Origin of the sequence: Chryseobacterium oryctis (assembly GCF_025971925.1) — a bacterium.
Lineage (GTDB): Bacteria > Bacteroidota > Bacteroidia > Flavobacteriales > Weeksellaceae > Chryseobacterium > Chryseobacterium oryctis.
Genome location: NZ_JAPDHV010000003.1, coordinates 475,639 through 500,098 on the forward strand (window position 1 = coordinate 475,639; position 24,460 = coordinate 500,098).

At 32.8% G+C, this 24,460-nt stretch carries 27 protein-coding genes; 14 read left to right on the forward strand and 13 right to left on the reverse strand.

Going from position 1 to position 24,460, the window contains the following annotated elements; genetic code table 11:
* Window positions 1-105 precede the first annotated feature (105 nt).
* The 7 genes from OH806_RS09165 to tssO form a co-directional block, all read right to left on the reverse strand.
* Complete coding sequence (locus OH806_RS09165; RefSeq protein ID WP_264743369.1) at window positions 106-1,086, reverse strand: SH3 domain-containing protein; 981 nt, start codon at window positions 1,084-1,086, stop codon at window positions 106-108.
* A gap of 110 nt (window positions 1,087-1,196) precedes the next feature.
* A complete protein-coding gene (locus OH806_RS09170) occupies window positions 1,197-3,584 on the reverse strand; it encodes a glucosaminidase domain-containing protein (protein ID WP_264743370.1) in 2,388 nt (795 codons plus the stop codon).
* Window positions 3,585-3,602: 18 nt separating this feature from the next.
* A complete protein-coding gene (locus tag OH806_RS09175) occupies window positions 3,603-4,109 on the reverse strand; it encodes a DUF4280 domain-containing protein (RefSeq protein ID WP_264743371.1) in 507 nt (168 codons plus the stop codon).
* Between the two features lie 94 nt (window positions 4,110-4,203).
* Window positions 4,204-6,603, reverse strand: a complete 2,400-nt coding sequence (gene tssR, locus OH806_RS09180) for a type VI secretion system protein TssR domain-containing protein (protein ID WP_264743372.1) — start codon at window positions 6,601-6,603, stop codon at window positions 4,204-4,206.
* Between the two features lie 53 nt (window positions 6,604-6,656).
* Window positions 6,657-7,568, reverse strand: a complete 912-nt coding sequence (locus tag OH806_RS09185) for a PKD domain-containing protein (RefSeq protein ID WP_264743373.1) — start codon at window positions 7,566-7,568, stop codon at window positions 6,657-6,659.
* Between the two features lie 73 nt (window positions 7,569-7,641).
* Window positions 7,642-8,166 (reverse strand): type VI secretion system transmembrane protein TssO, encoded by a 525-nt coding sequence (locus OH806_RS09190; protein ID WP_264743374.1) that lies wholly within the window; start codon window positions 8,164-8,166, stop codon window positions 7,642-7,644.
* An 11-nt stretch (window positions 8,167-8,177) separates the two neighbouring features.
* Window positions 8,178-8,714, reverse strand: coding sequence for a type VI secretion system transmembrane protein TssO (gene tssO / locus OH806_RS09195; RefSeq protein ID WP_264743375.1), 537 nt, complete (start codon window positions 8,712-8,714; stop codon window positions 8,178-8,180).
* A 179-nt stretch (window positions 8,715-8,893) separates the two neighbouring features.
* Between tssO and OH806_RS09200 the strand changes: the two genes are divergently transcribed.
* The 8 genes from OH806_RS09200 to OH806_RS09235 all read left to right on the forward strand — a co-directional run bounded on the left by OH806_RS09200 (window position 8,894) and on the right by OH806_RS09235 (window position 15,925).
* Window positions 8,894-9,565, forward strand: a complete 672-nt coding sequence (locus OH806_RS09200) for a response regulator transcription factor (protein ID WP_264743376.1) — start codon at window positions 8,894-8,896, stop codon at window positions 9,563-9,565.
* 139 nt (window positions 9,566-9,704) lie between these two features.
* Window positions 9,705-9,995 carry an HU family DNA-binding protein gene (locus tag OH806_RS09205; RefSeq protein ID WP_002984212.1) on the forward strand — a complete coding sequence of 97 codons (291 nt, stop codon included), beginning with the start codon at window positions 9,705-9,707 and terminating at the stop codon, window positions 9,993-9,995.
* A gap of 376 nt (window positions 9,996-10,371) precedes the next feature.
* Window positions 10,372-11,931: a ribonuclease E/G gene (locus OH806_RS09210; RefSeq protein ID WP_264743377.1), complete on the forward strand. Its 1,560-nt coding sequence runs from the start codon at window positions 10,372-10,374 to the stop codon at window positions 11,929-11,931.
* Between the two features lie 134 nt (window positions 11,932-12,065).
* Window positions 12,066-12,536 carry an OsmC family protein gene (locus OH806_RS09215; RefSeq protein ID WP_264743378.1) on the forward strand — a complete coding sequence of 157 codons (471 nt, stop codon included), beginning with the start codon at window positions 12,066-12,068 and terminating at the stop codon, window positions 12,534-12,536.
* Window positions 12,537-12,668: 132 nt separating this feature from the next.
* Window positions 12,669-13,295 carry an NUDIX hydrolase gene (locus OH806_RS09220; protein WP_264743379.1) on the forward strand — a complete coding sequence of 209 codons (627 nt, stop codon included), beginning with the start codon at window positions 12,669-12,671 and terminating at the stop codon, window positions 13,293-13,295.
* A 27-nt stretch (window positions 13,296-13,322) separates the two neighbouring features.
* Window positions 13,323-14,129 (forward strand): lysophospholipid acyltransferase family protein, encoded by an 807-nt coding sequence (locus OH806_RS09225; RefSeq protein ID WP_264743380.1) that lies wholly within the window; start codon window positions 13,323-13,325, stop codon window positions 14,127-14,129.
* A gap of 12 nt (window positions 14,130-14,141) precedes the next feature.
* Window positions 14,142-14,582, forward strand: coding sequence for a hypothetical protein (locus OH806_RS09230; protein ID WP_264743381.1), 441 nt, complete (start codon window positions 14,142-14,144; stop codon window positions 14,580-14,582).
* Between the two features lie 5 nt (window positions 14,583-14,587).
* Window positions 14,588-15,925: a UDP-N-acetylmuramate--L-alanine ligase gene (locus OH806_RS09235; RefSeq protein WP_264743382.1), complete on the forward strand. Its 1,338-nt coding sequence runs from the start codon at window positions 14,588-14,590 to the stop codon at window positions 15,923-15,925.
* A gap of 48 nt (window positions 15,926-15,973) precedes the next feature.
* On the opposite strand, the gene OH806_RS09240 is transcribed toward OH806_RS09235, so the two are convergent.
* Together OH806_RS09240 and OH806_RS09245 are read right to left on the reverse strand one after the other, a co-directional pair.
* Entirely contained in the window at window positions 15,974-17,032 is a 1,059-nt protein-coding gene (locus OH806_RS09240; protein ID WP_264743383.1) for an NAD(P)H-dependent flavin oxidoreductase, read from the reverse strand.
* Window positions 17,033-17,055: 23 nt separating this feature from the next.
* Complete coding sequence (locus tag OH806_RS09245; protein ID WP_264743384.1) at window positions 17,056-17,931, reverse strand: aldo/keto reductase; 876 nt, start codon at window positions 17,929-17,931, stop codon at window positions 17,056-17,058.
* Between the two features lie 139 nt (window positions 17,932-18,070).
* On the opposite strand from OH806_RS09245, the gene OH806_RS09250 reads away from it, so the two are divergent.
* On the forward strand, window positions 18,071-18,505 hold the full coding sequence (locus OH806_RS09250; protein ID WP_264743385.1) for a GNAT family N-acetyltransferase: 435 nt from the start codon (window positions 18,071-18,073) through the stop codon (window positions 18,503-18,505).
* Here OH806_RS09250 and OH806_RS09255 read toward each other — a convergent pair whose 3' ends face one another.
* Window positions 18,506-19,429 (reverse strand): LysR family transcriptional regulator, encoded by a 924-nt coding sequence (locus tag OH806_RS09255; protein ID WP_264743386.1) that lies wholly within the window; start codon window positions 19,427-19,429, stop codon window positions 18,506-18,508.
* Between the two features lie 106 nt (window positions 19,430-19,535).
* Here OH806_RS09255 and OH806_RS09260 point away from each other — a divergent pair, with 106 nt between their 5' ends.
* Window positions 19,536-20,150 (forward strand): NAD(P)H-dependent oxidoreductase, encoded by a 615-nt coding sequence (locus OH806_RS09260; protein WP_264743387.1) that lies wholly within the window; start codon window positions 19,536-19,538, stop codon window positions 20,148-20,150.
* A gap of 90 nt (window positions 20,151-20,240) precedes the next feature.
* A complete protein-coding gene (locus OH806_RS09265) occupies window positions 20,241-20,918 on the forward strand; it encodes a type 1 glutamine amidotransferase domain-containing protein (RefSeq protein ID WP_264743388.1) in 678 nt (225 codons plus the stop codon).
* A gap of 65 nt (window positions 20,919-20,983) precedes the next feature.
* On the opposite strand, the gene OH806_RS09270 is transcribed toward OH806_RS09265, so the two are convergent.
* Together OH806_RS09270 and OH806_RS09275 are read right to left on the reverse strand one after the other, a co-directional pair.
* Window positions 20,984-21,427 (reverse strand): carboxymuconolactone decarboxylase family protein, encoded by a 444-nt coding sequence (locus OH806_RS09270; RefSeq protein WP_264743389.1) that lies wholly within the window; start codon window positions 21,425-21,427, stop codon window positions 20,984-20,986.
* A gap of 67 nt (window positions 21,428-21,494) precedes the next feature.
* Window positions 21,495-22,067, reverse strand: a complete 573-nt coding sequence (locus tag OH806_RS09275; RefSeq protein ID WP_264743390.1) for a Crp/Fnr family transcriptional regulator — start codon at window positions 22,065-22,067, stop codon at window positions 21,495-21,497.
* Between the two features lie 64 nt (window positions 22,068-22,131).
* Between OH806_RS09275 and OH806_RS09280 the strand changes: the two genes are divergently transcribed.
* The gene (locus OH806_RS09280; protein WP_264743391.1) at window positions 22,132-22,497 is read left to right on the forward strand and encodes a DUF1304 domain-containing protein; all 366 of its coding nucleotides are present in this window, start codon (window positions 22,132-22,134) and stop codon (window positions 22,495-22,497) included.
* A 5-nt stretch (window positions 22,498-22,502) separates the two neighbouring features.
* Here OH806_RS09280 and OH806_RS09285 read toward each other — a convergent pair whose 3' ends face one another.
* A complete protein-coding gene (locus OH806_RS09285; RefSeq protein ID WP_264743392.1) occupies window positions 22,503-22,889 on the reverse strand; it encodes a winged helix-turn-helix transcriptional regulator in 387 nt (128 codons plus the stop codon).
* Between the two features lie 102 nt (window positions 22,890-22,991).
* On the opposite strand from OH806_RS09285, the gene OH806_RS09290 reads away from it, so the two are divergent.
* Both OH806_RS09290 and OH806_RS09295 read left to right on the forward strand, forming a co-directional pair.
* Window positions 22,992-23,978 carry an NADP-dependent oxidoreductase gene (locus OH806_RS09290; RefSeq protein WP_264743393.1) on the forward strand — a complete coding sequence of 329 codons (987 nt, stop codon included), beginning with the start codon at window positions 22,992-22,994 and terminating at the stop codon, window positions 23,976-23,978.
* A 3-nt stretch (window positions 23,979-23,981) separates the two neighbouring features.
* Window positions 23,982-24,455: a cupin domain-containing protein gene (locus OH806_RS09295; protein WP_264743394.1), complete on the forward strand. Its 474-nt coding sequence runs from the start codon at window positions 23,982-23,984 to the stop codon at window positions 24,453-24,455.
* Window positions 24,456-24,460: the final 5 nt, after the last annotated feature.

Consider the following 24,460-nt stretch of genomic DNA (forward strand, 5'->3'; position numbering starts at 1 on the left):
TGATTTCTTCATTTGATTTTTAAGTAAATAATTCGACTTATGTTTATGAGGGATAATTATAAAATTTCACATTGCTCTTTTTTGAGCCTTGATTTTTTATTGAAGTTAGATTGATTTTACTCTGGTTTTATAAACATAACCTTCTTTACCTTCTTTTGTTTTCACCAAAAACCAATCTCCATAATTGTCTATCACCTCAATATGTTCTCCGGATTTTATTTTTTGTAAAACCTCTGAAGTTGTTGTCTTATCTTTTCTAAGGTTGGTAAATCCGTCCTGATCTTCAATATGATTTTTTGAATACGAAGTGGTAATAAATGCCAAAATCTGATCAATTTTAGAAAATGCAGGATCATAGTATTCTTCTGTGTCCAATTTGCCATTCAGCGCATCTTTGTACTTTTTCTTTTCCTTTGCCTGCTCTATTTCTTTTTTAGAGAAGATATAATTTTTACTTAAAATTTTAACCGCAGAAAAATCTTCCTGAGCTATCGCCGCATCCATCAACTTATCTGTAACAACACGTTTGAAAGGATATTTGTTCACAAAATAGCCTAACCAATCACTATTGACAAATCTTTCATTATTGCTGAAAGTTTCATTATTGATCAACAACAACAAATCATCAACGCTAAAATCTGTCGGCTCTGGATTTGACGATTCAAAAGCCGTTAATTTCGACTTGAACGCCACTATTTCCGGAGTATTTTTGGAAAGATCTGCCGGTCCGAATTTAATATTGCTACCTTCATCAAAAAGTTCTGAAAAAGATACTGTTTCTGTACTATTTTGGTTATTCATTTTAGTCTGTTTTTTATTTAAATTTCTCCATTCATTAATTGATAAAATATTGCCAGAAACAACATCATCCACCAAAACCTGGTTGCAATCATTTTTGTTCACATAAAAAATAGTGTAGGTTTCCCAATGCAAATCTCCATTAAAACCTGTTTTTATGGTATAATATGGTTTATTTTTAATCTCCAGAGAATCTACAAGGAAAGACAACTGTTTTTTCCCCGATGTAAGTGAATCAACATATCTACTTTGCTTCTTTACTTCAGGTAACTCACTGACTGTAAACATAGCATTATCGCTATTACAATTTTTCACTTTAGATTTCTGCCCGTCACAGCTATAGAAAAGTAAACAAAGTAAAAAAAGGAGCAGTTTATTTTTAAAATACATATTTCAATTTATTTAAGTTTATCAAGAAGTTCGATGTCTTTTTTAATTTTATTTTTCTCTTCTTCTTTCTTTTCAATACATAGTTTATATTCAAGAATTGCCTTATAATCTTTAACAACTCCATTAAAAATTCCTTTAATCAAAGTTTTATAATTCGGGTCTGTTGCATAGGCTCCCAGTTTTCCCTTATCCTGCATACCAACAAGGAAATCATCAATGGTTTTGGAGTCATCCAAAATAGCATTGTATGCTTCATTATAATTTCTATCAAGCAATGAAAGATACCCTTCAAAACCTTTTTCAACAGTAGAGAAATTAGCAAAACCATCTGTAACATTCACTTTTTTACCATTTTCATATTCATGAGTTTTTAATGGTGACGAACCCAAATCTCCCTGCCCTTTAATATTCATTGGGTTATTATTAGGAACAGCTAATTTGAAGCCATTTTCCTGTCTTCTTTGTGCCACCATATAAAGCCCTTTAAATTTGTTGGATTTCCCTTTACTTTCGACCAAATCTATGGCTGCTGTACCAAATTCTTTATAGAACTCTTCTCTTCCGTCTTTTTTAAGATTAAGTTTACAAGCATTGATTTCAGGAAGTGGGTCTATTAATACAAAAACTTTAACTTCCTCTTTGTATGCTGAAGCTGCTACGGCTACTTTTCCACTGCTTGAATACCCTCTTCTTCCATAAACTCCTGTAAGCTCGGGAACAATACCTTCTAGATAATTATTTAAAGCATGATAAATAAATTTATAATTTTCGGCATCCTGATTTGGATATTCTTTTGCACAACTTGGATGGGTTTCGCCATCAGAATTTCTAATTCCGACACAACCAATAAGACCAGAGGATCTCCATGGATCAATTGATATTGAACTTCTGCTTCCTAAAGTCATTGCTCCGCTGGAAACTTCTTTTCCTACATCATCCACTGTTTTTAAATTCGTAGCATTATCGGTTACAATTCTATATCTGAAACTTTCTTTCCCAGCATGATTCCATGCTTGCATGTATCTTATCCGATAAAGGGAGGTAACAGTATTTGGTGGTAATGGCCCACTTTTTCCGTAATCTTTATTGTTTTTCTGAGCATGTCTGGCAACTGTTAAAACTTCAGATTCTGCATTTTCATGAGTTTTAAATTCCAAATCTTGTTTAAGTTTTTTTACAGCTTCACCAATTTTACTTCCTCGGTATATATACATTTTATAAAGAGGAAAAGCGCTGCTGGTTTTAGAAAGTTTTTTGCAATATAATTTATCACCTTCTTTATACTCTTCCATTCCATTATACCCTCCATGGTCAGGATGAGATGTTATTTTGCCTTTATTATCAACTTTTATTTCTGTTGCGATTTCACTTGAAATATAAATAACAGCCTCCTTCCCTAAGCCTACAACTTTAGGGAAAATTTCCTTCTTAACCCCTCCAACTTTAGTCACTGTTTTACCATCTGGTTTTTGCAGAGTTGGCATTTGTTGCTGTACTATTTTTCCTTTAGACTCTACCCAATCCCAAAGCTCATTCCATTTATTTACAACAGATTCTGTAGCTATATCTATGATTCCTTTTTCCTCTTTTTTAGATTCCGGCTTCTGAGCAGCGGGTGAACCCTGCGCTTTAGGCTTCTGAGGAGTTGATGATGGCTGAGGTATATTACTTTTTGACGATGAAGAAGGTTTCGGAGATGCTACAGGTGGCTTATAATCAGGGTTTTTAACATCGATATTATCCGTAGCATGTTTTTTATCCCGATAGTATTCTACTGTGACATAAAATTCCAGTTCTTTCGCATCTGTTTCTCCCTGCATTGCTTTTTGCATCAAAGCTTTAGTGAGCACAAATTCTACCTGAGCCAATCCATTGTTACCAACTGTACCTTTTTTAGAATCAACAAATAAATTTTTAGAATTATGTCCAGAACCTTTAGCATCGTCTTCCCATAATGTAAACACCAAGTCCTTTCCTGCTAAACTTACTGTATGTGCTTTTGCCACAAGCTTTTCTCTGTAACTAAAGGTATTTCCTTTAGAGTCATCCACATAATGTAATTCAACTTTATTAATTTTTGGAATTTCCGCCTGCTGTGGATTGATATTAATAGTTGTAGCACCACTTCCCTCTGGTTCATAAAGATATGCCTCTAAACGATATGAATGTCTGTCTGCAACTTCACCAAAAGTAAAACTTCCGTCTCCTTTTTTCTTGATATTTGTAGTCGTGAACTGTCCATTAGAACGTTTCTTGAATAATTCCCAAGTAACCAAAGCCGGATTTCTTTTCTCCTTTGGTGTACCAGGATACCATTCAGTAACAGTATAAACAGTTTTTTCACCTACTTTCGGAGCAGAATTTCCTGAAATTTTTGAAACTCCTTGTTTTGCCATTGTAAACTGTTTTTAATGTTAGTAAGCATCTATTTCATTTTCCATCACAGCGTCTTTGAAGTCATTCATTTTCACTAAAGGATTCACATGCTCTACAGTTTTACTATCAGCATTTTTCACATTTTGTTTACTCATTTCTCCTCTTTGCCCATGATCTTTTATGGTAATTTTACCACCTATTGTACATTGCAGCTCTGAAATTTCGGTTACACAACTCTTGCCCATAACCTTTACTTTTTCATAAGTTTTCTGCCATTTTCCTGCAGGTGCATAAGAGCATGGAAGATAACCTCCTGTAGTTGGTTTTAATTTACATTTTCCAAAACTGGGACCCGAAGGATTGAATTGTAAATCTTCATCCGTTACAGCAAGATAATCTGCAACACCTTCAGAATCATTCCAAAAATGCTTCTGGTGAGTTGTTACTTTGTATTGTGGAAATTGATCGCCCTGATTACATTGAGCCTTACCTTTCTGGACGACAAAATGTTTGCCGTCATGGGGTGATGATGCTTGAGTTGACATATTCGTGTGATTTGGGTATTACCAAAGATAGAAATTTTTTAACAAAAACATAAAAAAGCAGAAATAAATTTCTGCTTTTCAATATTACAAGTTATTAATGTTTAGTGTATTCAGGTTCTTCTACGTCCAACATCGTTGGCATAAAATACTCATTCAACCAATAAAATTCCTGCCCGTTTTGTTTTATTTTCACAGCAGGGTTATTCCTGTGGGTAAGCATTCTTTCTGCCAGTTTTTTATAATTACTGAAATAGTTCCTCACTGTTTCATTATTAATAATCTTAGATTTTTTCCATCCTCTAAGCTTATATTTTGACATCAATTCTTCTTCTGAATTATCAAAACCTGTACTCACACCTACAGAATAAGACATCGGCTGTTCATACAAATTACCTTTATCTAAAAATTTAACAGTAGGATTATATTTTTTCAAAAGTTTAATATATTCCCTGATTGCTCTTGATTGGCTAAAATCCGATCTTCCGGCTCCTGTTTTTTCATACACTTCAGCATAGAAAGCTTTTAGATTATCATATTCAGATTCTGAAATTAAAACTCCTTTTTCTAAACCAGGTTTATAATCTTTTAATTCTTTTGGAATATAACCTTTTACCAAAAACGGGCTTCCGTAATTGATTAACTGCGCAGCAATACCTGCCGGAACAGGGTTTGTAAGTCCAGGATAAAGATATTTATACTTCAAATCAACATCTGTTCTACCTGCACCGACCGAAGAATGGAAATAATCGTTCAGAGATTTATCTATCGTGATATTGTCTAAAGTTACCTGAGAAATTAAACTATCAACAGATTTTTTAAGGAATCCCGGAGTTGTAATATCTCCTTTTTTAGGAAAAATAACAAACCCTTGCCCCATACTTTGTTTAGGATAGTCTAAAGAGAAAAATCCCGCATCCCCTTCTACCAGATTAAAATTATTCTTAGTTAAAACATCATTTTGATTAATGATTTTCTGTTTTTTTAGTTCTGCAATGTTCTTAGCAGTATTCGTAACAACATTTTCTGAAAGCAAGACAAAATCATTATAAGTATCTGAAGTTCTTGCGCTTGTCTGGAACATTATCAATCTTGCCTGAGCCTGCGTTAAAGAATTAATCACGCCATACATATTTCCGTTTTGATTGGCCGAAGTTCCTACTGTAACTACAATATTTGTTTCGTCAGGAAAATTAGAAAGAAGATTTCCTGCTGCCATCAAACCTTCATTTACAGGTTGATATCCGCTATTGCTAGGGCAGTTCATTTCATTTGATTTTTGGTCAATGAATGTTGTAATTTTACTGTATTCTGTACTCAAAGGTGATACAGCAACATTATCTCCGCAAGAATTATTTTTATACAAAACAACCCCATATTTTATCTGATTAAAATACGAAGGTTTTTCGAATCTAAGCTGTAAATCCTGCAATAAAGATTTAACAATAGGTGCATAAGGTGCATTCGGAGCACTAATATCTAGCGTGAAAACAATATTGATTTTCTTATTTTTCTCTGTAATTTCACGATAACGATCAAAATAAATAGGCTCTCCTAAAACATTGAAAACGTAATTTTTGCTATAATCTAAAATATTTGTAAAATATTTGGTTTTAGAATCCGGTGTTGGAGTCTCATTCAAAGGAAGGCTAACCGGGAAAATATTATCTAAAGGAGGTCTTTTATTAACATCCGTTAAAAGAATTGCCGTTCTGTCTTCACCATCTCCCATACCAGGAGCTCCTTCATGGATTCCAAGAGAAGTTTCTGTAATTCCTGTTGTATTTTTCATTTTTACAGCAGAACGCTCTCCCCAAGCTGAAATTGCATTAGAACTTACCCATCCGTACAAGCTGGAATTAATGCTATCTAAATCAATAGTTGGTTTTTTACCTACCAAAAATCTCTTATTATTTTCGGCTTGTTTATAAACATAAACCATTTGCCCGTTTGGTATTTTCACATTAGCCTGTTCTATCAAACTTGGCGAATTAAATACCATAATTGAATCATTCTTATAATATCTTTCTGCACTTCTGATAACATCACTATTACTAGGAACAACAGCAACTCTTACAGGAAAGCCTGTTTTTTCATTTTTCAAAGAATTGCTCCAAAGAAGAAGATCAGATTCGGGAATCCAGCCGTATGTTTTGATCTGTTTCGACGAAACTTTTTTCATTAAAGCATCTGGAATATATTCCGCAACCTTTACCATTCCGTCTCTATGTTTTAAAACCATTAAAGGCTCTAAAAACTTAACTTCTTTATATGATTTTTCATCACTTTTATCCAAATATGCCGTATTTCTTGAGCGATCAGAAATGGCAATCCACGGAACCGATTTTTTAGGGTATCCGTTAATTACCGGAGAATTATCAATTTGACCATATTGCGACGGTTCCGGAGTTTTTTTCGATGGTAATTTTACCTGACAGCTCATTAGCAACATTGAAACTCCTATATAATAAGCTGCTAGAGGAAATCTATTTTTCATCCTAATTTTCTTTTATGATTGTGTCACTCAAAAGACATTTGAGTGTTAGTTTTTTATTTGCTTTGGTTGATATCTACTTTAGTTACACAATTTTGCGCATCATCAAAGTTTACTTTCACCGTCTGAATAACTTTATTTTTATCAAACTGAAGTCCGGCACAGTACATGTAGAAATTATTTACTTTACTGTCATTTACTTTCACAACGGTATTTTCGTTGTTACATAAATATTTGTGAAGCAAATAATTGTAGTGAGTATTGAAATTGTTCCCGTTCGCAATTTGCTGCAAGTGGTATTTAAAATCATTATCCACTTTTTCATAAGCATTTTCTACAGTCACATCCTGATCATCTAATGGATCGTAAGCAGGAAGAATTTTAATGTGATGCAAAATTGGTTCTGCATTTTCATCCGTATACAGCGTAACGGTATAATCTCCCGGTTTTTTGTAAGAATAAATTGATAATTTTTCTTTAGAATCAATATTTCCTGTTTCTCCAAACTTCCAAGTAAATTGTTTAGCATTAGAAATTGCTCTGAACTGTACGTTTTCAAATTGCATTGCCTGAGTTTGCGCATCAATTACAGTAGTACTTCTTACACTATCTTTTGGTTTCGGAATACTCCTTGCGGAAACCAAAACCGGAAAAGATTTAGAGTACTTATTATCGATAATTAATGTTACTTGATAGTAGCCTGGTTTATTGTAAAAATGAAATCCTTTATCCTTTTCAGAAGTTGTTCCATCCCCAAAATCCCATTTCTTGAATTTTGCAAATTTAGTTTTATCTTCAAAGGAAAGCGTATCTCCTACAGCTACCGACGATGGGTATACTACACCTACGATATCATCCGCAGAATGAATAACCTTCTTCTGAAGCCACAAAGCTACCAATGCGGCTACAAGTAAGGTCGCAATTACCCCAATAATAATGTTCTTTTTGTTCTTTTGAAAATAATTCATATTAATAAATGTGATATGTTTAGTTTTTTTGTGAAGTGTGTGGTGTGGTGGTGTTTGATGGTATTTCTATTTGCTAATCATTCCGTGATTTCAAAGCATTTTCACGCTGTAAAAGCTGATCTTTTTTCTCTTTAAAACCAATAGAACAATCCTGAAATTGTTTCTCAAATATTTTTATGTTTTCAGATTTTTTTGAAATTAATTTTTTGTCATCAAAATACATTTTGTAAAACTGTGCAATCTGCGGATAAGCTTCCTTTCGCAAGTCTGCAATACCTGCAGTCTCAAAAGAATTTGCAATATCATTGATTCCGTATCTGATATTATTTTCTTCAAATGGTTGAGGTACCTCATCTGTCAGTTTACTTATTTGTGTAAACGTACTATCCAGCAATGGCTGAACTATTTTTTGTTGCTGATCAAATTTAGATTTTTGCTCAAGCGTCTGAATAGCAATCATATCCGAAGAAGAGAATGGAGATTCAAATCCTTTCAAAAAAATGATTCCTAAAAAAATCAGTGCTGCGAATAACATCAGTATTAAATAAACAAACTGATAATGTTTTTCTTTTCTTGATAATGTAATGTGTCCCTGCATAGCTTTTGATTTTATCGTCTTCTTCTACTCCCTGTAAATTTTCTTGTAGGATCTACCCTCAGCTCACTGTTTACTCTGCCTACTTTCCCCATACATTCATTAAGATCTCTCAAAGCAGTCTGCTCTTTATTCGAAACATTAATAATTTGGGTCTTTAGAGCCAACATGGGTTCTAGATTTTTAAGTAAGATAGAATAATGCTTAAAGTTTTTGGTACTATCAGTTCCCATTATATTTTTGGCATCCCTCACATTATCCATAATGTAATTTCTCAGAAAAATATCATTCTCTACTTTATTGATATCAAGCAGAGTCATTCTGTAATGTATACTATCAATCTGGATTTTGAGGAGCTCATTTCGGCTCAATAGATTCTTGTATTCATCCACCTCTTTTTGAATACCTTTTCTTTGTAAGTCGTAACTTTTAAAAAAGAAAAAAACAGATACAAAAGATACAGCAGATAAAGCTATAAAAGACAGGACGAATTTCCAAATGCCGATCCTGACGTCTGACTTGTTTAATTTTTTCTCCCTATTCGAAGACATATTTTGTGATTTGTTTGGTCTGTGAATTTATGAAAAAAATAATTTATGAACAAAATTTATGTTTTTTACTGAAATAATAAAGCCAGTATAAATAAATTAAGATTAATTTTCACTTTAATAAGTTTTTCATAAATTAGACAACCAAAATTTTAATATACCTACACCAAATCAATATTAAAGTGAGTAAACTTTTAAACAATGCTGTTCGATTTTCGATAGCAGACAGTGATTTTTATTTTAAAAAAATACTAATCAAAACTCTGCAGGAAAACCCGTTTTACATGCTTCTTAATGATTGTAACAACGGGCACGAACTCGTAAACAGAATTTACAGAAGACAGGAAGATGTATTTATTATTGAGCTTTTTATGCCTGTATTAAGCGGAATTGAAGCTATAAAATACATTAGAAAAAGTGATTCTGAAACTCCCATCATTACTTATTCCGGGACGTATCAGGAAGATATGGCAGAGATACTTTCTAAAATTCCGAATATTTTTTACTGCCAGAAAAAAAGTAATATTATTAAAGACATTATCAAAGGTAAAATAGCTTCCGATACTTTTGATTATGAATCGTATTTCCAAAAATGGGAGCAACAACCTTTAGCTGTTCAGGAATATATGATCCGACAAAAAAGAAGTCAGGAAGAATTGTCTCCTACCGAAATTCAACTGATGAAATTTTGCTACGAAGGCTTTAGTAATAAGGAAATCGGGGAGAAACTAAACCTGAGCACGAGAACTATTGATACCTACATAAATAGACTCACGGAAAAGTTGGGATTGAAAACAAAACTTCACCTTATTCGCTTTTGTGTAGAAAACGGATATTATAATTCCAGCACGTAAAAATAATTTAATGTAATTTTAACAATTATTAAACATAAAAACCTCAACTCATTATCAAAAAATATTTTATTACTAATTTGCTAATATTCAATTTTTTTAACTAAATTTGCACACCTAAAATTTAAAATTAAAAAAGGAAATGACAAAGGCAGAATTGGTAAACACCATATCAAATAAGTTGGGAACAGAAAAGAATGAAACACAGAAAGTTGTAGAAGCTTTTATGCAAGAAATCAGAACTTCTATGTATAATGGAGATAATGTTTATCTAAGAGGTTTTGGTTCTTTTATCATTAAAACCAGAGCTGCTAAAACAGGAAGAAATATTTCTAAAAATACTGCAATTGAAATTCCTGCACATAACATTCCTGCTTTCAAACCTTCAAAATCATTTGTTGAGAAAGTAAAAACAAAAGTTGCAGTAAAGTAAAAAATTAACTGAATATTAACTAGTTACTAAAAAATTAAAATTATGCCAAGCGGAAAGAAAAGAAAAAGACACAAGGTTGCTACTCACAAGAGAAAGAAAAGAAGAAGAGCAAACAGACATAAGAAAAAATAATCTCTTTTTCTCGAGATTTACAATATAATAATATAGTTGGTGATTTTATATTTTAAAGGTTCACCAGCTATATTTTGTTTTGCAACTAAAAGCTTTTAAGACTTCAAAAGAAAATACTAGAACATATTTTCAATAAAAAAAGGCTTATTTTGATATAATAACATATATTTATGAAATATAAAGTCTATTTAATGAAAATCATTTCATTTTCTAGTAATTTAAAAAACATTTATCTTAATAAAAAATGAAGAAAGAACTAATAGTTTCGCATGAAGATGACCGTACAAAAATTGCACTACTGGAAGACGGAAGACTATGTGAACTTCATGAAGAAGAGGATAAAAGTGACTTTATAGTTGGAGATTTGTTCATAGGAAAGGTAAAAAAACTGGCTCCCAACCTCAATGCCGCATTTGTAAATATCGGCTACGAAAAAGATGCTTTTTTGCATTATCAGGATTTAGGACCACAATATCTTACCTACAGAAAGTTTTTAAGAGATACTATTTCTAAGAAACAAAGCACTTCTAGCTTAAAAAATTTCGAAATACAACCCGAAATTGACAAAAATGGAACAGTAGACAAAGTAATCGCCAAAGATGATATTGTTCTACTACAAATCACCAAAGAACCCATTTCCACAAAAGGGCCAAGAATTTCTACACAGATTTCTTTAACAGGGCGTTTTTTGGTATTAATACCTTTCGACAACAAGGTTTCTATTTCTAAAAAAGTTAAAAACTATGAAGAAAAAGAAAGACTTAGAACTTTAATTGCGAGCATTAAACCTGAAGGTTTTGGTGTTATCATTAGAACTGTCGCTGAAGGTAAAAAAGTAGCCGACCTGCACAATGACATGAATCAGTTGATTCAAAAATGGGAAAGTACTTTTAAAAACATTCAAAAAAATAAAGTTCCATCAAAGGTTTTAAGTGAAGAAGATAAAGCTTCAGCTATTTTAAGGGATAATTTCAACCAGGATTTCGTAAGCATCACTTGTGATGACGAACAGATGGTAAGTGAAATGCAAAATTATCTGGAAGTAATTGCTCCGGAAAGGAAAAACATTGTTCATTTTTATGATTCCCACATTCCTCTTCTCGAATATTATAACGTTGAAAAACAGCTTAAACAAAGCTTTGGAAAACACGTAAATATTCCCAGTTCAAAAGGTGCTTATCTGGTAATTGAACACACAGAAGCCCTTCACGTCGTAGACGTTAACTCCGGAAATAATATCACTACCGGAACAGCTGTCAACAAAGAGCACGCTCTGAAGGTTAATAAAATGGCAGCTACAGAAATTGCAAGACAACTTAGACTCAGAGATATGGGAGGTATTATCGTTATCGATTTTATTGATATGCCAAATCCCGATCACAGAAGAGAGTTGTATGATCATCTAAAGGAAGAAATGAACCGTGATAAAGCACGACACAAGATTCTTCCGCCAAGTAAATTTGGTTTGATACAGATTACCAGACAAAGAAACCGTCCGGAAAAACAAATTGAAACCAAAGAACAGAATCCTAACAAAGACGGAGAAATTGTAGCTCCTATTGTTATTGTAGAAAGAATGGGTGAAGCCCTGAGAACCATCATGCAAAAAGAAAAAGGAAAACTTTACCTGCATGTACATCCTTTTGTGGAGTCTTACTTAACAAAGGGAGTCATGAGCTTCCAAATGAAATGGTTCTTAAAATACAAAAAATGGGTAACCATTATCCCAAGAGATTCTTTCAAATATTTAGAATACAGAATTTATAATTCAAATAAAGAAGAATTAGTAGGATATTCTAATTAAAAAAATTCAACCTCTAGAAATTTCTGGAGGTTTTTTTGTTACTTAGAGGAAAAAATCATCATAAAACATCATTATAATTAAGCAAAACACTGATAATATCAGAATAAATCGGCAGTCAAAATATTAAAACTAAAATGAGTAAAATCCATCACTATAAAACTACCATCAAATGGACTGGAAATAAAGGAACAGGAACCAATAATTACCGTAATTACGAAAGAAGTCATACAGTTTCTATAGAAAACAAGCCAACTATCGAATGTTCATCTGATCCTGCTTTTCGGGGTGATAAATCCAAATACAATCCTGAAGAAATGCTACTTTCTTCGTTGTCATCATGCCATATGCTTTGGTATCTCCATTTTTGTTCAGAAAGCGGAGTTATCGTAACAGAATATATTGATAATGCAACAGGAACAATGATTGAAACGCCAAACGGAAGCGGTCACTTTTCAGAAGTTATACTAAACCCAACCATAACAGTCTTAGAAGAATCTATGATTGAGAAAGCAAAAGAGCTGCATCATAAAGCAAACGAATTTTGTTTCATTGCAAATTCCGTCAATTTCCCCGTGAAACACTCTCCTATCGTGCTCGTTAAGTGATTATTTTTTAATATTTGACACCTTTTCAAAATATTTTTTTGTAAAACTAAAACTCTGTTCACTCCTTCTTTTTATCATTAATTAACACAAAAGCCTCTTCTTTTCTTCAAGATATATTGCTAAATTTGAAGTATGAGTTTTGGAAAAGATTTATTACGGAAAATAAAAGAAGCTGAACTAGCTGGGGAAAATGCTCACGGTTTATTTTCACCACCTTACCGCCCTGTTTTCAGCTATGACCAGGTTTTAGCTAAAAATCCTAAGTTTGCTGCGGTAAACATTGTTTTATATTTGAAAGACAATGAATGGTATTTTCCTTTAATCCAAAGAACAATAAATGAACACGACAGACATAGCGGTCAAATTTCGTTACCCGGTGGAAAACGTGAAGAATCTGATAAAGGATTTTCAGAAACTGCTATTCGTGAAACTTCAGAGGAAATAGGTATCGACAGACATTATGTAAGAATTATCCGAGAAATGTCTCCAATCTATATTCCTCCGAGTAACTTTTATGTTTATCCCTATATTTCATACACCAAAAAGAACCCAACTTTCACATTACAACAAACTGAGGTCGTAGAAACAATAGAATTTCCGGTAACTTCTTTTCTTAATCTCACAGAAAAGCCCGAAATAATGGCATTACCTGCTGCTGCCGGAAATAAAGTTCCTGTTATTAATTTTAACGGATATATCATTTGGGGAGCTACAGCAATGATATTAAGCGAATTCAGCGAATTATTGAAAAAAATGTAACTTTGCAACACCGTGTTTAATTGAGAGATGGCGAAGAAGAATATTTTCACCGATGCATTCGGAACACCTTATTTTTTAAAAAGGTTTATTATTTTTATTTTAGGTGTTGTTTCTTACAGAAGATTCAATGGCTTTAATAAATTAAAAATAACTGGTACAGAACACCTTGTGGATCTTCCGGATTCAAACGTATTGTTTGTTTCCAATCACCAGACCTATTTTGCTGACGTTGCAGCAATGTACCATGCATTTTGTGCAGTAAACAACGGATATTTAAATACAATTAAAAACCCAATATATCTGCTAAACCCAAAAATTGACTTTTACTACGTTGCAGCCGAAGAAACCATGAATAAAGGTATTCTTCCTAAAATCTTTAAGATTGCAGGAGCTGTAACCGTTAAAAGAACCTGGAGAGCTGCCGGAAAAAATGTCAACAGAATGGTGGATATGAGCGAGGTTGATAATATTATGAAAGCCTTAGACAACGGTTGGGTTGCTACTTTCCCTCAAGGAACAACTGCAGCGTTTGCACAAGGAAGAAGAGGTACAGCTAAATTGATCAAAAATCAGCGCCCAATCGTAATTCCTATTAAAATAAATGGATTCAGAAGAGCGTTTGACAAAAAAGGACTTCGAGTAAAGGTAACAGGCGTAAAACCTACAATGGAGTTCAAAGCACCTCTGGACATAGATTATGACACTGAAAATGCACAGCAAATTTTAGTGAAAATTATGACTGCCATTGAGCAGACAGAAGATTTTAATGTATTACACAATTATGATGAAGAATTGAAAGCTAAAAAGTTAGAACAAAAGGATTCAGATAATTAAAGTAATTTTAAAATGAATAAAATATTAGGAATATTATTTGCCTTCGTAGTATTATTTTCATGTAACAGTCAAAAAGTATATTCAGATTTTGATATCAGTTACTCCAGAAGTGGCGGTAAAATATCTGTATATGAAAATATGCTGATAAAAGATAATAATGTACATTACTCATATCAGGAAGGCGACGGAAAGAGCTTCAAGCAAAACTTCAAACTTTCAGACGAAGATTTAAAAAAACTTGACAATACCCTCTCTCAAAATAATTTTAGAAGAATACAGGAAGATCATAAAAAAATATATGATTATGTATCAACTTCTATTAATGTAAAAAAGGGAACCAATGAAGGTAGTAAGTCTGATGCGAGCATGATTATGCCTAATTATAAAACAAACTGGGATAATATTAAAAATGCCTTTCAGGAGATTATTAATAACAATGTAAAAAAACCATAAAAAAGTTGAAAACCCATTTCATTGCTATTGGCGGAAGTGCCATGCATAATCTTGCAATTGCACTAAAAGATAAAGGATATCAGGTAACAGGTTCTGATGATGCTATTTTTGAGCCTTCAAAATCAAGACTTGAGAAAAAAGGAATTCTTCCTCAGGAATTGGGATGGTTTCCCGAAAAAATAACATCAGATATTGATGCTGTAATTCTAGGAATGCACGCTCACCAAGATAATCCCGAACTGGCAAAAGCAAAAGAATTAGGTTTAAAAATATACTCTTACCCTGAGTTTCTTTACGAACAATCGAAAGATAAAACCAGAGTTGTAGTTGCCGGTTCTCATGGTAAAACGACCATCACATCTATGATTTTACACGTTCTGAACTTCCATCAGAAAGATGTAGACTTCATGGTAGGAGCTCAACTGGAAGGTTTTGATTGTATGGTAAAGCTTACCCAAGATAACGATTTTATGGTATTGGAAGGTGACGAATACCTTTCCTCTCCTATTGATTTACGCTCAAAATTCTTACTATACCAACCCAATATCGCTTTAATGAGCGGAATTGCATGGGATCACATTAATGTTTTCAAAACATTTGATGACTATGTAGAACAGTTCAGAAAATTTGTTGCAAGTATTACTCCGGGAGGTGTTTTAGTCTACAACGAAGAGGATGCCGAAGTAGTAAAAGTGGTTGAAGGAGCAGAAAATTATTTCAGAAAAATACCTTACAAAACTCCGGAATACGAAATCAATAACGGGAAAGTTCACTTAAAAACCGAAATGGGAGACGTTCCGCTTTCTGTTTTTGGAGCACATAACTTATTAAACCTTGAAGGAGCCAGACATATTTGCCAACAATTAGGAATTATGGACGAAGATTTCTATGAAGCGATAATGAGCTTTAGAGGAGCTTCAAAACGTCTTGAAAAGGTAGAAAGAGAAGATAAAGGTGTACTTTATAAAGATTTTGCCCATGCTCCAAGTAAAGTAAAGGCAGCTGTAAAAGCTTTTTGTGAACAATTCAAAGACGAAAAAAAATACGGTTTTCTAGAACTTCATACCTACTCAAGTTTAAATCCTATATTTTTAGAGCAGTATGACCATGCAATGGACGGATTGGATGAAGCCGTTGTATTCTATTCTGAAGATGCTTTGAAAATTAAAAGAATGGAACCTATTTCTCCTGAATTTATCAAGGAAAAATTCAAAAATGAAAAACTGAGAGTTTTCACCAATGCAGAAGAACTTCACGCATATTGGGAAACTCTGGATAAAACACAAGGAGTATACTTAATGATGAGCTCCGGAAACTTCGGAGGTCTTGATTTAACGAAATAATATCTTAAAATAAAAACAACTCCTTTCTGATTGAAAGGAGTTGTTTTGTTATAGTTCACAGTCTTTAATTAATTTTTTCAAAATATCTTCCGTGGAATGTTCACTGTAATCATGAATCGATTGCCCAACCCAAATACTCACAAAATCTGTATTATTCAAAGATTTTGAAACTTTTCTCAATTCATTTGTAAGTTTATTCTGATAAGGATAAGGCAAAATATACTCAGAATCTTCAATTGCCTCAATATATTTATTTTTAATTCCTCTTGCATAGCGACCTGAAAAACTCCTCGTTAACATGATGTCTTTTTCCGTTACATTCTTCAGTCTTTCTTTTTCAAACTTCAATAAAGCACTTTCCTGAGAAGCTAATAAAATACTTCCCACCTGAAAACCTTGTGCACCAAGCTCTTTTGCTGCCGATAAAGTTTTCGAATTGTAAATACCTCCTGCATAAATTAACGGCACGTTCACACAATCAAAAACCTGAGACAACAAAGATAAACCTCCAATCTGAGGAATCGTCTCAGTATTAAAAGTACCTCTGTGACCTCCAGCCTCAATACCCTGAACACAAATAATATCTATACCCGATTTTTCAAGCATTAATGCCTCCTCGACACAAGTACAGGTTCCTATTAAAATGACATCATTTTGTTTTAATTTATGAATACTTTTTTCGTCCAGATTTCCAAAGGTATAACTTACAATCTTACAATTTTTCTCAATAATGACATCAATTAGCTCATGATATGTATTTACTTTAATATCCGTCAAATCAGGAAGCTCAACATCAATATTATTATCCTTGGCAAACTGCTCAATAAAAACCTTTGTTTTGCTAAACTCTTCTTTCAGAGAATCTGTAATTTCAGGAATATCATGTACAAAAATATTAACAGCAAAAGGCTTATCTGTCAATTTTCTAGTTTCATGAATTAGTTCCAAAGATTTCTCAGCAGAAAGGTCTGCCAAAGCCAAAGAACCTAAACAATCCGCTTTATTTGAAGCGGCAACCATCTCAGGAGTACTCACCCCAAACATCGGAGCCTGAATAATGGGATATTTTATATTGAGTTTTTTACTAATTAAATCCGGCCAAAACATAATAGTGAGTTTTGATATATTTTCTATATGTCCGCAACCGCTTTAAGCATTTTTTGTTCCCAAACTGGGTCATTAGGGTCGAAAAACAATCTTTTTCCAGTATCTAAAGAACGAACAACATTCATTTCTTCTTCAGTCAATTCAAAACCAAAAACATTGAAATTTTCTTCAATTCTGGATGGAGTCACAGATTTTGGAATCACACAAAACCCTTCCTGTAAATGCCATCTCAAAATAACCTGAGCAACAGTTTTATTATATTTTTCGGCAATTGCTTTCAATTTCGGATTGTCTAAAAGTTCAGTATTTCCATTTCCTAGCGGACTCCAAGGTTGTGTAACAACATTATTTTCTTTATTAAAAATCTGAAGTTCCTTCTGTTGAAAAATCGGATGCAGTTCTATTTGGTTGATAACAGGCTTTACAGTTGAATATTTAATCAATTCATCCAATTTTTCAACAGGAAAATTACAAACTCCTATCGCTTTTATTTTTCCTTCATGATAAAGCTCTTCCATAGCTTTCCAAGCTCCTATATAATCATTATAAGGCCAATGAATAAGGTACATATCAAGATAATCAAGCTGTAATCTATCCAATGTTCTTTGGAAGGCACCTTTTACTTTATCGTAATCAATATCCTGAACCCAAAGTTTAGAAGTGATAAACAGTTTCTCCCTGTCTACTCCACTATTTTTTATGGCAGTTCCTACAGCCGTTTCATTAAGATAAATTGAAGCCGTATCAATCATTCTGTAACCTACCTCAATGGCTTTTATCACAGCCTTTTCACATTCTTCCAGATTTTCCATCTGCCAAACTCCAAAACCCAATGCAGGAATATCCACTCCATTGTTCAGTGTTATTACAGGCTGTCCTGTGTATATTTTTTGTTGCATGATATAATTTTAATTTAATCAAATTTCCGACAAAATATTTAAATTTTTACTTCTAAACCATTTTTTAACCTTTAATTAATATCTTATTTCTTTTAGTCAAAAGCTCTTAATTTATTATTTTTGATTAGAAAATAAGATAATGTCACAATCATTCAGATTAGCTACAACAGATGATTATCCCAGAATAATGGAAATATGGGAATCTGCTGTAAAAGCAACACATGATTTCCTTTCGGATGAGGATTTTAATTATTTCAAAGAAATAATACCAAGAGATTATTTACCTCATCTTGATGTATTTGTAATTCTCGAAAATGAAGAAGCAAAAGGTTTTGCTTCCGTTTCTGAAGGAAATTTGGAAATGCTTTTCATCCACAATGATTCGCGTGGAAAAGGATACGGAAAAAAGCTATACCAGTTTATGAAAGAAGAAACCAACTTAACAAAAGTTGATGTAAACGAACAAAATCCTCAAGCCATTGGTTTTTATGAAAAAATGGGATTCAAAAAAACAGGAAGGTCTGAAAAAGATGGTTCTGGAAAAAAATATCCCATTATCCACATGAGTTTATAACTATTTTATAACTGAATCAAGCTCGTTTTTACCCATCACTTTTCTGAATAACCCTTTGATATGGTCAATTTCATTATGATAATTGGTGTTTTTCCTGCATCCGAAATACAAAGTATTTTCCAACTTTTTTTCACCTTTCCAAACTAGTTTTATTTCACCTTTTTCGATTTCATTTTTACATAAGAAATCAGGAACAACGGCTAATCCTGCACCACTTTTTAAACAACGGATAATTGAATTCAAATTGGGTACAATATAATTAGGTCTAAAATCCGGTTTGTGTCCAAAATTCATTGTCCAGAACTGGAAAAGATGTTCCATATCACCAGTTGTTCCATACCATTTTTCATTTTTAAGCCACTCTTCAACAGACTCAAAATTCCCGGACTCTTTCACTTGGTCAAATTGCATCGTGTCAATATCCTTTCCCCCAACTAAAATTATTTGCTCGGAAGAAAATGCTTCGTGCAAAATATTGGGAGAAGTACCTTTTTTCGGTGTAATAATTAAATCTAAAATTCCTTTATCTAACTGATCCAGCATTTCAGGATATTCGCCAAAACAGATAATTAAATTAAATGGCAATGTAGAAACATACTGCTCCAAAGTTGTCTGAAATGTCTCAAAACACATTCCTACACTTATGGTTGGGGTATGCTTTTCAGTTGATTTTTGGAAATTTTTCTCAACTTCTTCCAATTTTGTCAAAGGTTCACAAATTGCATTGAATAAAACCTTCCCTCTTTCAGTAGGGATCATTTTCCGCACGGTTCTGTCAAATAATTTATAACCTACATAAGCTTCTAATGAACTTAAATGTAAACTTACTCCGGGTTGAGAAATAAATAAAGAATCTGCAGCACCCGTCAATGTTCCAGTCTTATATATTGCTTTAAATGTTCGATACCATTCTAAATTAACCATAACTAATTATTATAATTATAATACAAATATATAATTTATATTATTTTTATTATACAAAAACTCAATCTAACTTTGCCCTGTAAAAATTTAAACAAATCAAAAAACAATGAAAAAAGTATTAATAATCAATGGTGGACAAAATTTCGGACACTCTGGAGGAAGATATAATAAAACAATCACAGAAAATACATTAGATATTTTAAAAACATTTGATAATATAGAAATAAAAACTACCAATGTGAGTGAAAATTATGATAAAAATGAAGAAGTTCAAAAATTTGTTTGGGCAGATTATATTATTTATCATACTCCGATTTGGTGGTTTCAGCTACCAAATGGTTTTAAAAAATATATCGATGAAGTTTTCACAGCAGGTCACGCAAAAGGAATTTATATGAGTGACGGAAGAAAAGCAGAAAATCCGCATATCAATTACGGAACCGGAGGGATGCTTGGCGGAAGAAAATATATGGTAACCACAAGTTGGAATGCACCGGAAACAGCCTTTACCCTTCCAGGAGAATTTTTCAACGAAACAAGTGTAGATAATGGGCCTTTATTTGGTTTCCATAGAATGAATGCTTTTGTATCATTAGAAAAAATGGAAAGTTTTCATTTTCATGATGTAGAAAAAAATGCCAATATAGAACGTGACATGAAAATATACCGAGAACATCTCAAAACTATTTTTCAGAAAGAATTAGCTTCTCAATTAGTTTAAAATATTATCAAAATGAAAAAATTAGCACTTCTATTTCTTAGTATATTCATGATAGCTAGCATTCAATCACAAACCAAAAAAATTAAAAATATGAAAAAGAAAATTTTATTCGTAGTAACCAGTCACGACAAAAAGGGAAATACAGGCGACAATACAGGTTATTATTTAGGTGAGGTTTCTCATCCTTGGGAAGTACTTCACAAAGCAGGATATGAAATTGACTTTGTAAGCCCAAAAGGAGGAACTCCTCCGGTTGACGGATTTGATTTACAAGATCCAGTAAACAAAGAATTCTGGGAAAATAAAGAATACAAAAATAAAATAGTTCAATCTCTAAAACCATCAGAAATAAACCCAAATGACTATTCTACAATATTCTATGCAGGAGGTCATGGTGCGATGTGGGATTTAGCAGATAATACAGAATTAGCCAATATTGCCTCAAAAATCTATGAAAACGGAGGAATTGTAGCCGGAGTTTGTCATGGTCCTGCAGGTTTGGTAAATATCAAACTAAATAACGGTAAATATCTGGTTGACGGTAAAAAAGTAAATGCATTTACCAATGAAGAAGAATCTGAAGTAAAATTAACGAATGTTGTTCCGTTTCTCCTAGAAGATAAATTAAAAGAAAGAGGAGCAAAATTTGAAAAGTCGGGGCTTTGGCAAAATCATGTTGTTACAGACCAAAGAGTAATTACAGGACAAAATCCTCAGTCAGCAAAAAGCGTTGGTGAAGCTATTTTAAAAGAATTGAGCCTACAATAATCATTAGATTTTCCCCAAAAAGCTGTTCAATATTGAACAGCTTTTTGGGGAAAATTACTTAAAGCTTATTTTGCAATCGGCAAATGTGTGCTTATCGCGATTCTGTTCCAACTATTAATTGTAACAATTGCCATAATAATTTCTGCAATCTGTTTATCTGTAAAAAATTGTTTTGCTTTTTGAAAGGTTTCTTCAGTAAGACCTTTTTGACTAATTAATGTGATTTCTTCAGTCATAGCCAAAAGCACCTGTTCTTCTTCTGTATACAATTCCGTAGCTTCTCTCCATGCATTCAACAGATAGATTCTTTGTGGTGTTTCCCCATATTTTACAGCGTCTTTCGTATGCATATCCAGACAGAAAGCACATCCATTAATTTGTGAAGCTCTAATTTTAATTAATTCTTTCTGAATTTGGTTTAATGAAATAGATTGAAGATATCCTTCTAATCCCATCATTACTTTGTAAGCAGCAACATCTACAGTTGCCATATTAATTCTTGCGTTCATAATTTGATTGATTCTTAAATTGTGATACAAAATTCTTATTTAAAAATTACAAAAATCTTAAACTGGTTTAAGAACGTAGTTTTGCTCTTATTTCACTAAGATATTCCGGAGTAAAACCTAAAAATGAAGCTACAAGATATTGTGGAATTCTTTGAATAAACCAAGGATACTGAGTACTAAAATGCACATATAATTCTTCCCGACTCATTTCATATAAATATCGGATTCTACGTTCGGAAGCAGCATAAGCTCTTTGATAAACCATTCTGAAATAACGCTCCATGACCGGATGTTTCTTTAATAATAGCTCCTGCGTATGAAGATCAATCATCAATATCGTGGAAGTTTCAACCGCCTGAATACAAAAATCAGATCGTATTTGTCTTTCGTATGCAAAAGTATCTGTAATCCACCAGTTTTCTATGGCAAATTCTGTGGTTTGCTCCACTCCTTTTTCATTAGTAAAAAATTTCCTTAAACAACCTTTTACAACAAAATACATATTCTTACATATATCTCCTTCAGGTAGCAGGTTTTCTTTTTTCTTCACTTCCTGTTTCTGAAAAAAAGAAAGAATTGATGCATATTCTTCATCGTTTATCTTAATAAATTTATCTAAATGAGCCCTAAAAGTATCCATTTTGTAATTTTACATTCAAACTTAACTTTATTTTTTTAGTTTTATAATTCGAAAAACGATAAATATGGAAATTGTTGCAAAAATTTTGGTTGCATTAGTCGCAATAGAACATCTTTACATTCTTTGGATGGAAATGTTTGCATGGGAAACCAAAGGAAAAGAGGTTTTTAAATCTGCTTTACCCGCAGAACTGTTCAAACCAACAAAAGGTTTAGCTGCAAATCAGGGACTTTATAACGGATTTCTTTCTGCAGGTCTTATTTGGTCTTTATTCATTGAAGATGAAAAATGGCAGACAAATATTGCATTGTTTTTCTTAGGTTGTGTTGCTGTTGCAGGAATTTACGGCGCAATTTCAGCGACTAAAAGAATATTTTTTGTTCAGGCTTTACCTTCTATTTTAGCAATCATTGCCGTTTTATTAAAGTGAAATTTTCAATCCTGAGAATTCATTGATTTTTTGATTTTATCCCGATGAATCAATCCCCAATTCACTAATGTTTCCGTTACAGGAAATACCGTTTTCCCATACTCAGTTACTGCGTATGTTACGGTAATTGGTTTGGTATCCTGAATAGTTCGGGTAATCAACAGGTTCATTTCAAGCTCTTTCAACTCTTTGCTTAGCATTTTGGCAGAAATTCCTTCAATTCCTCTTTCAAGTTTCTTGAAATGAATTTTCTGGTCAGTTCTGTTCGTTAAATAACGCAGAATCATCAGTTTCCATTTTCCACCCAAAACATCCATGCTATCACGCATTGCGAATAATTCTTCGCTGCATGAAGCCTCTCTTTCAATTCCGTTTTCTATAATTTTTGCCATCAATAGTTACGTTAACGTTACTAGTTACCAATAGTTAACTAGTAGCAAATATAAACTATTCTGTTTTTACATTTGTTATCAGATTACAAGAATATTACCGATATGAAAGCTGTTATTTTAAATAAAAATTTTCAATTAGAAGATGGATTTGCAGAAAAACCACAGCCTAAAAATAACGAAGTTTTAATCAAAATCAAAGCAAGTGGCTTCAATCCCGTAGATTATCAAATGTTGGAAAATAAATTGGAACGAAAATTAATAAGTTCTCCCATTTTAGGCCGAGAATTATCCGGAATTGTCATTGAAAAAGGCACTTCTGTCACTCAGTTCAATATCGGAGACGAAGTTTTCTGTGGAAGTTCTATGGGTAGCAATGGTTCGTATACAGAATATATTGCCATTCCCGAATCAGTTGTTTCACATAAACCTAAAAATATTTCATTTGAACAGGCTACAGCCATTCCATCAGTTGGAGTAACAGCTTTACAGGTTTTCAATCGTTTACAACCTAATAAAAATGACACAATTTTAATTACTGGAGCAACAGGAGGTGTTGGTTCTTTTTTAATCAAACTTTTATTAGCTCATAATATTCAGAAAATTATCGCAACAGTGGGAAACGAAGAAAATAAAAACATTCTATTAAAAATGGGCTTACAAAGCCACCAAATTATTAACTATAAAAACGACAATTTAATTGAAAATATTCTAAAGGCCAATCAAAACAATCTCTTTGATTTCGGAATTGACTTAGTTGGAAATTATATGTCTGAAATAACCGCTGAAACCCTAAAAACAAACGGAACTTATGTAGATGTGACCGCACTTACTACCCAAGAAGCTCGTGATACATTATTTCACAAAGGAAGTATAATCATGAATATTTCAAATTACGCTTACATTGTAGACAAAAATCATGAGTATTATAAAAATAGCTTTAAAGAAATATCAAGACTTCTGGAAAACAACTCCATTAATCCGCCTAACTATAAAATTGTTGGAGAATTATCTTTAGAAACTGTTTTAAAAGCCCATTCAATGCTTAAAAACAATGAAACAAAAGGAAATAAATTAATAATGATACATTAGATTATGAAAAAAATCCCCAGAAGAGTTGTCACAGGAATAAAAAACGGAAAATCTGCAATTGTTGAAGACGAAATCGTAAAAAATACAGTCGAACATTTTCCAAATCTGATTATTTCAGATATTTGGAATACACAGCAAATTCCTGCAAGTTTAGATTTTGAAAATCCAATTCCGAACTTAGGTTTTCCACAAACCCCGAAAAACGGAACTTATTTCAGATACGTTTCCATTCCGCCAGATAAAGATTTAGGGGTCGAAATAAAAGAAGGAGAACCTCATCCGATGATGCACCAAACTCCCACTTTAGACTATATCATTATTCTTTCAGGAGAATTATATTTAATTATGGAAGAAGGCGAAACCCTTTTAAAGCCTGGAGATATCGTCATACAAAGAGGCACGAATCACGCATGGAGTAATCGTTCTGATGAACCTTGTATTCAGTTAGCCATTTTAATTGACGCAGAAAAAGATTAAACTTT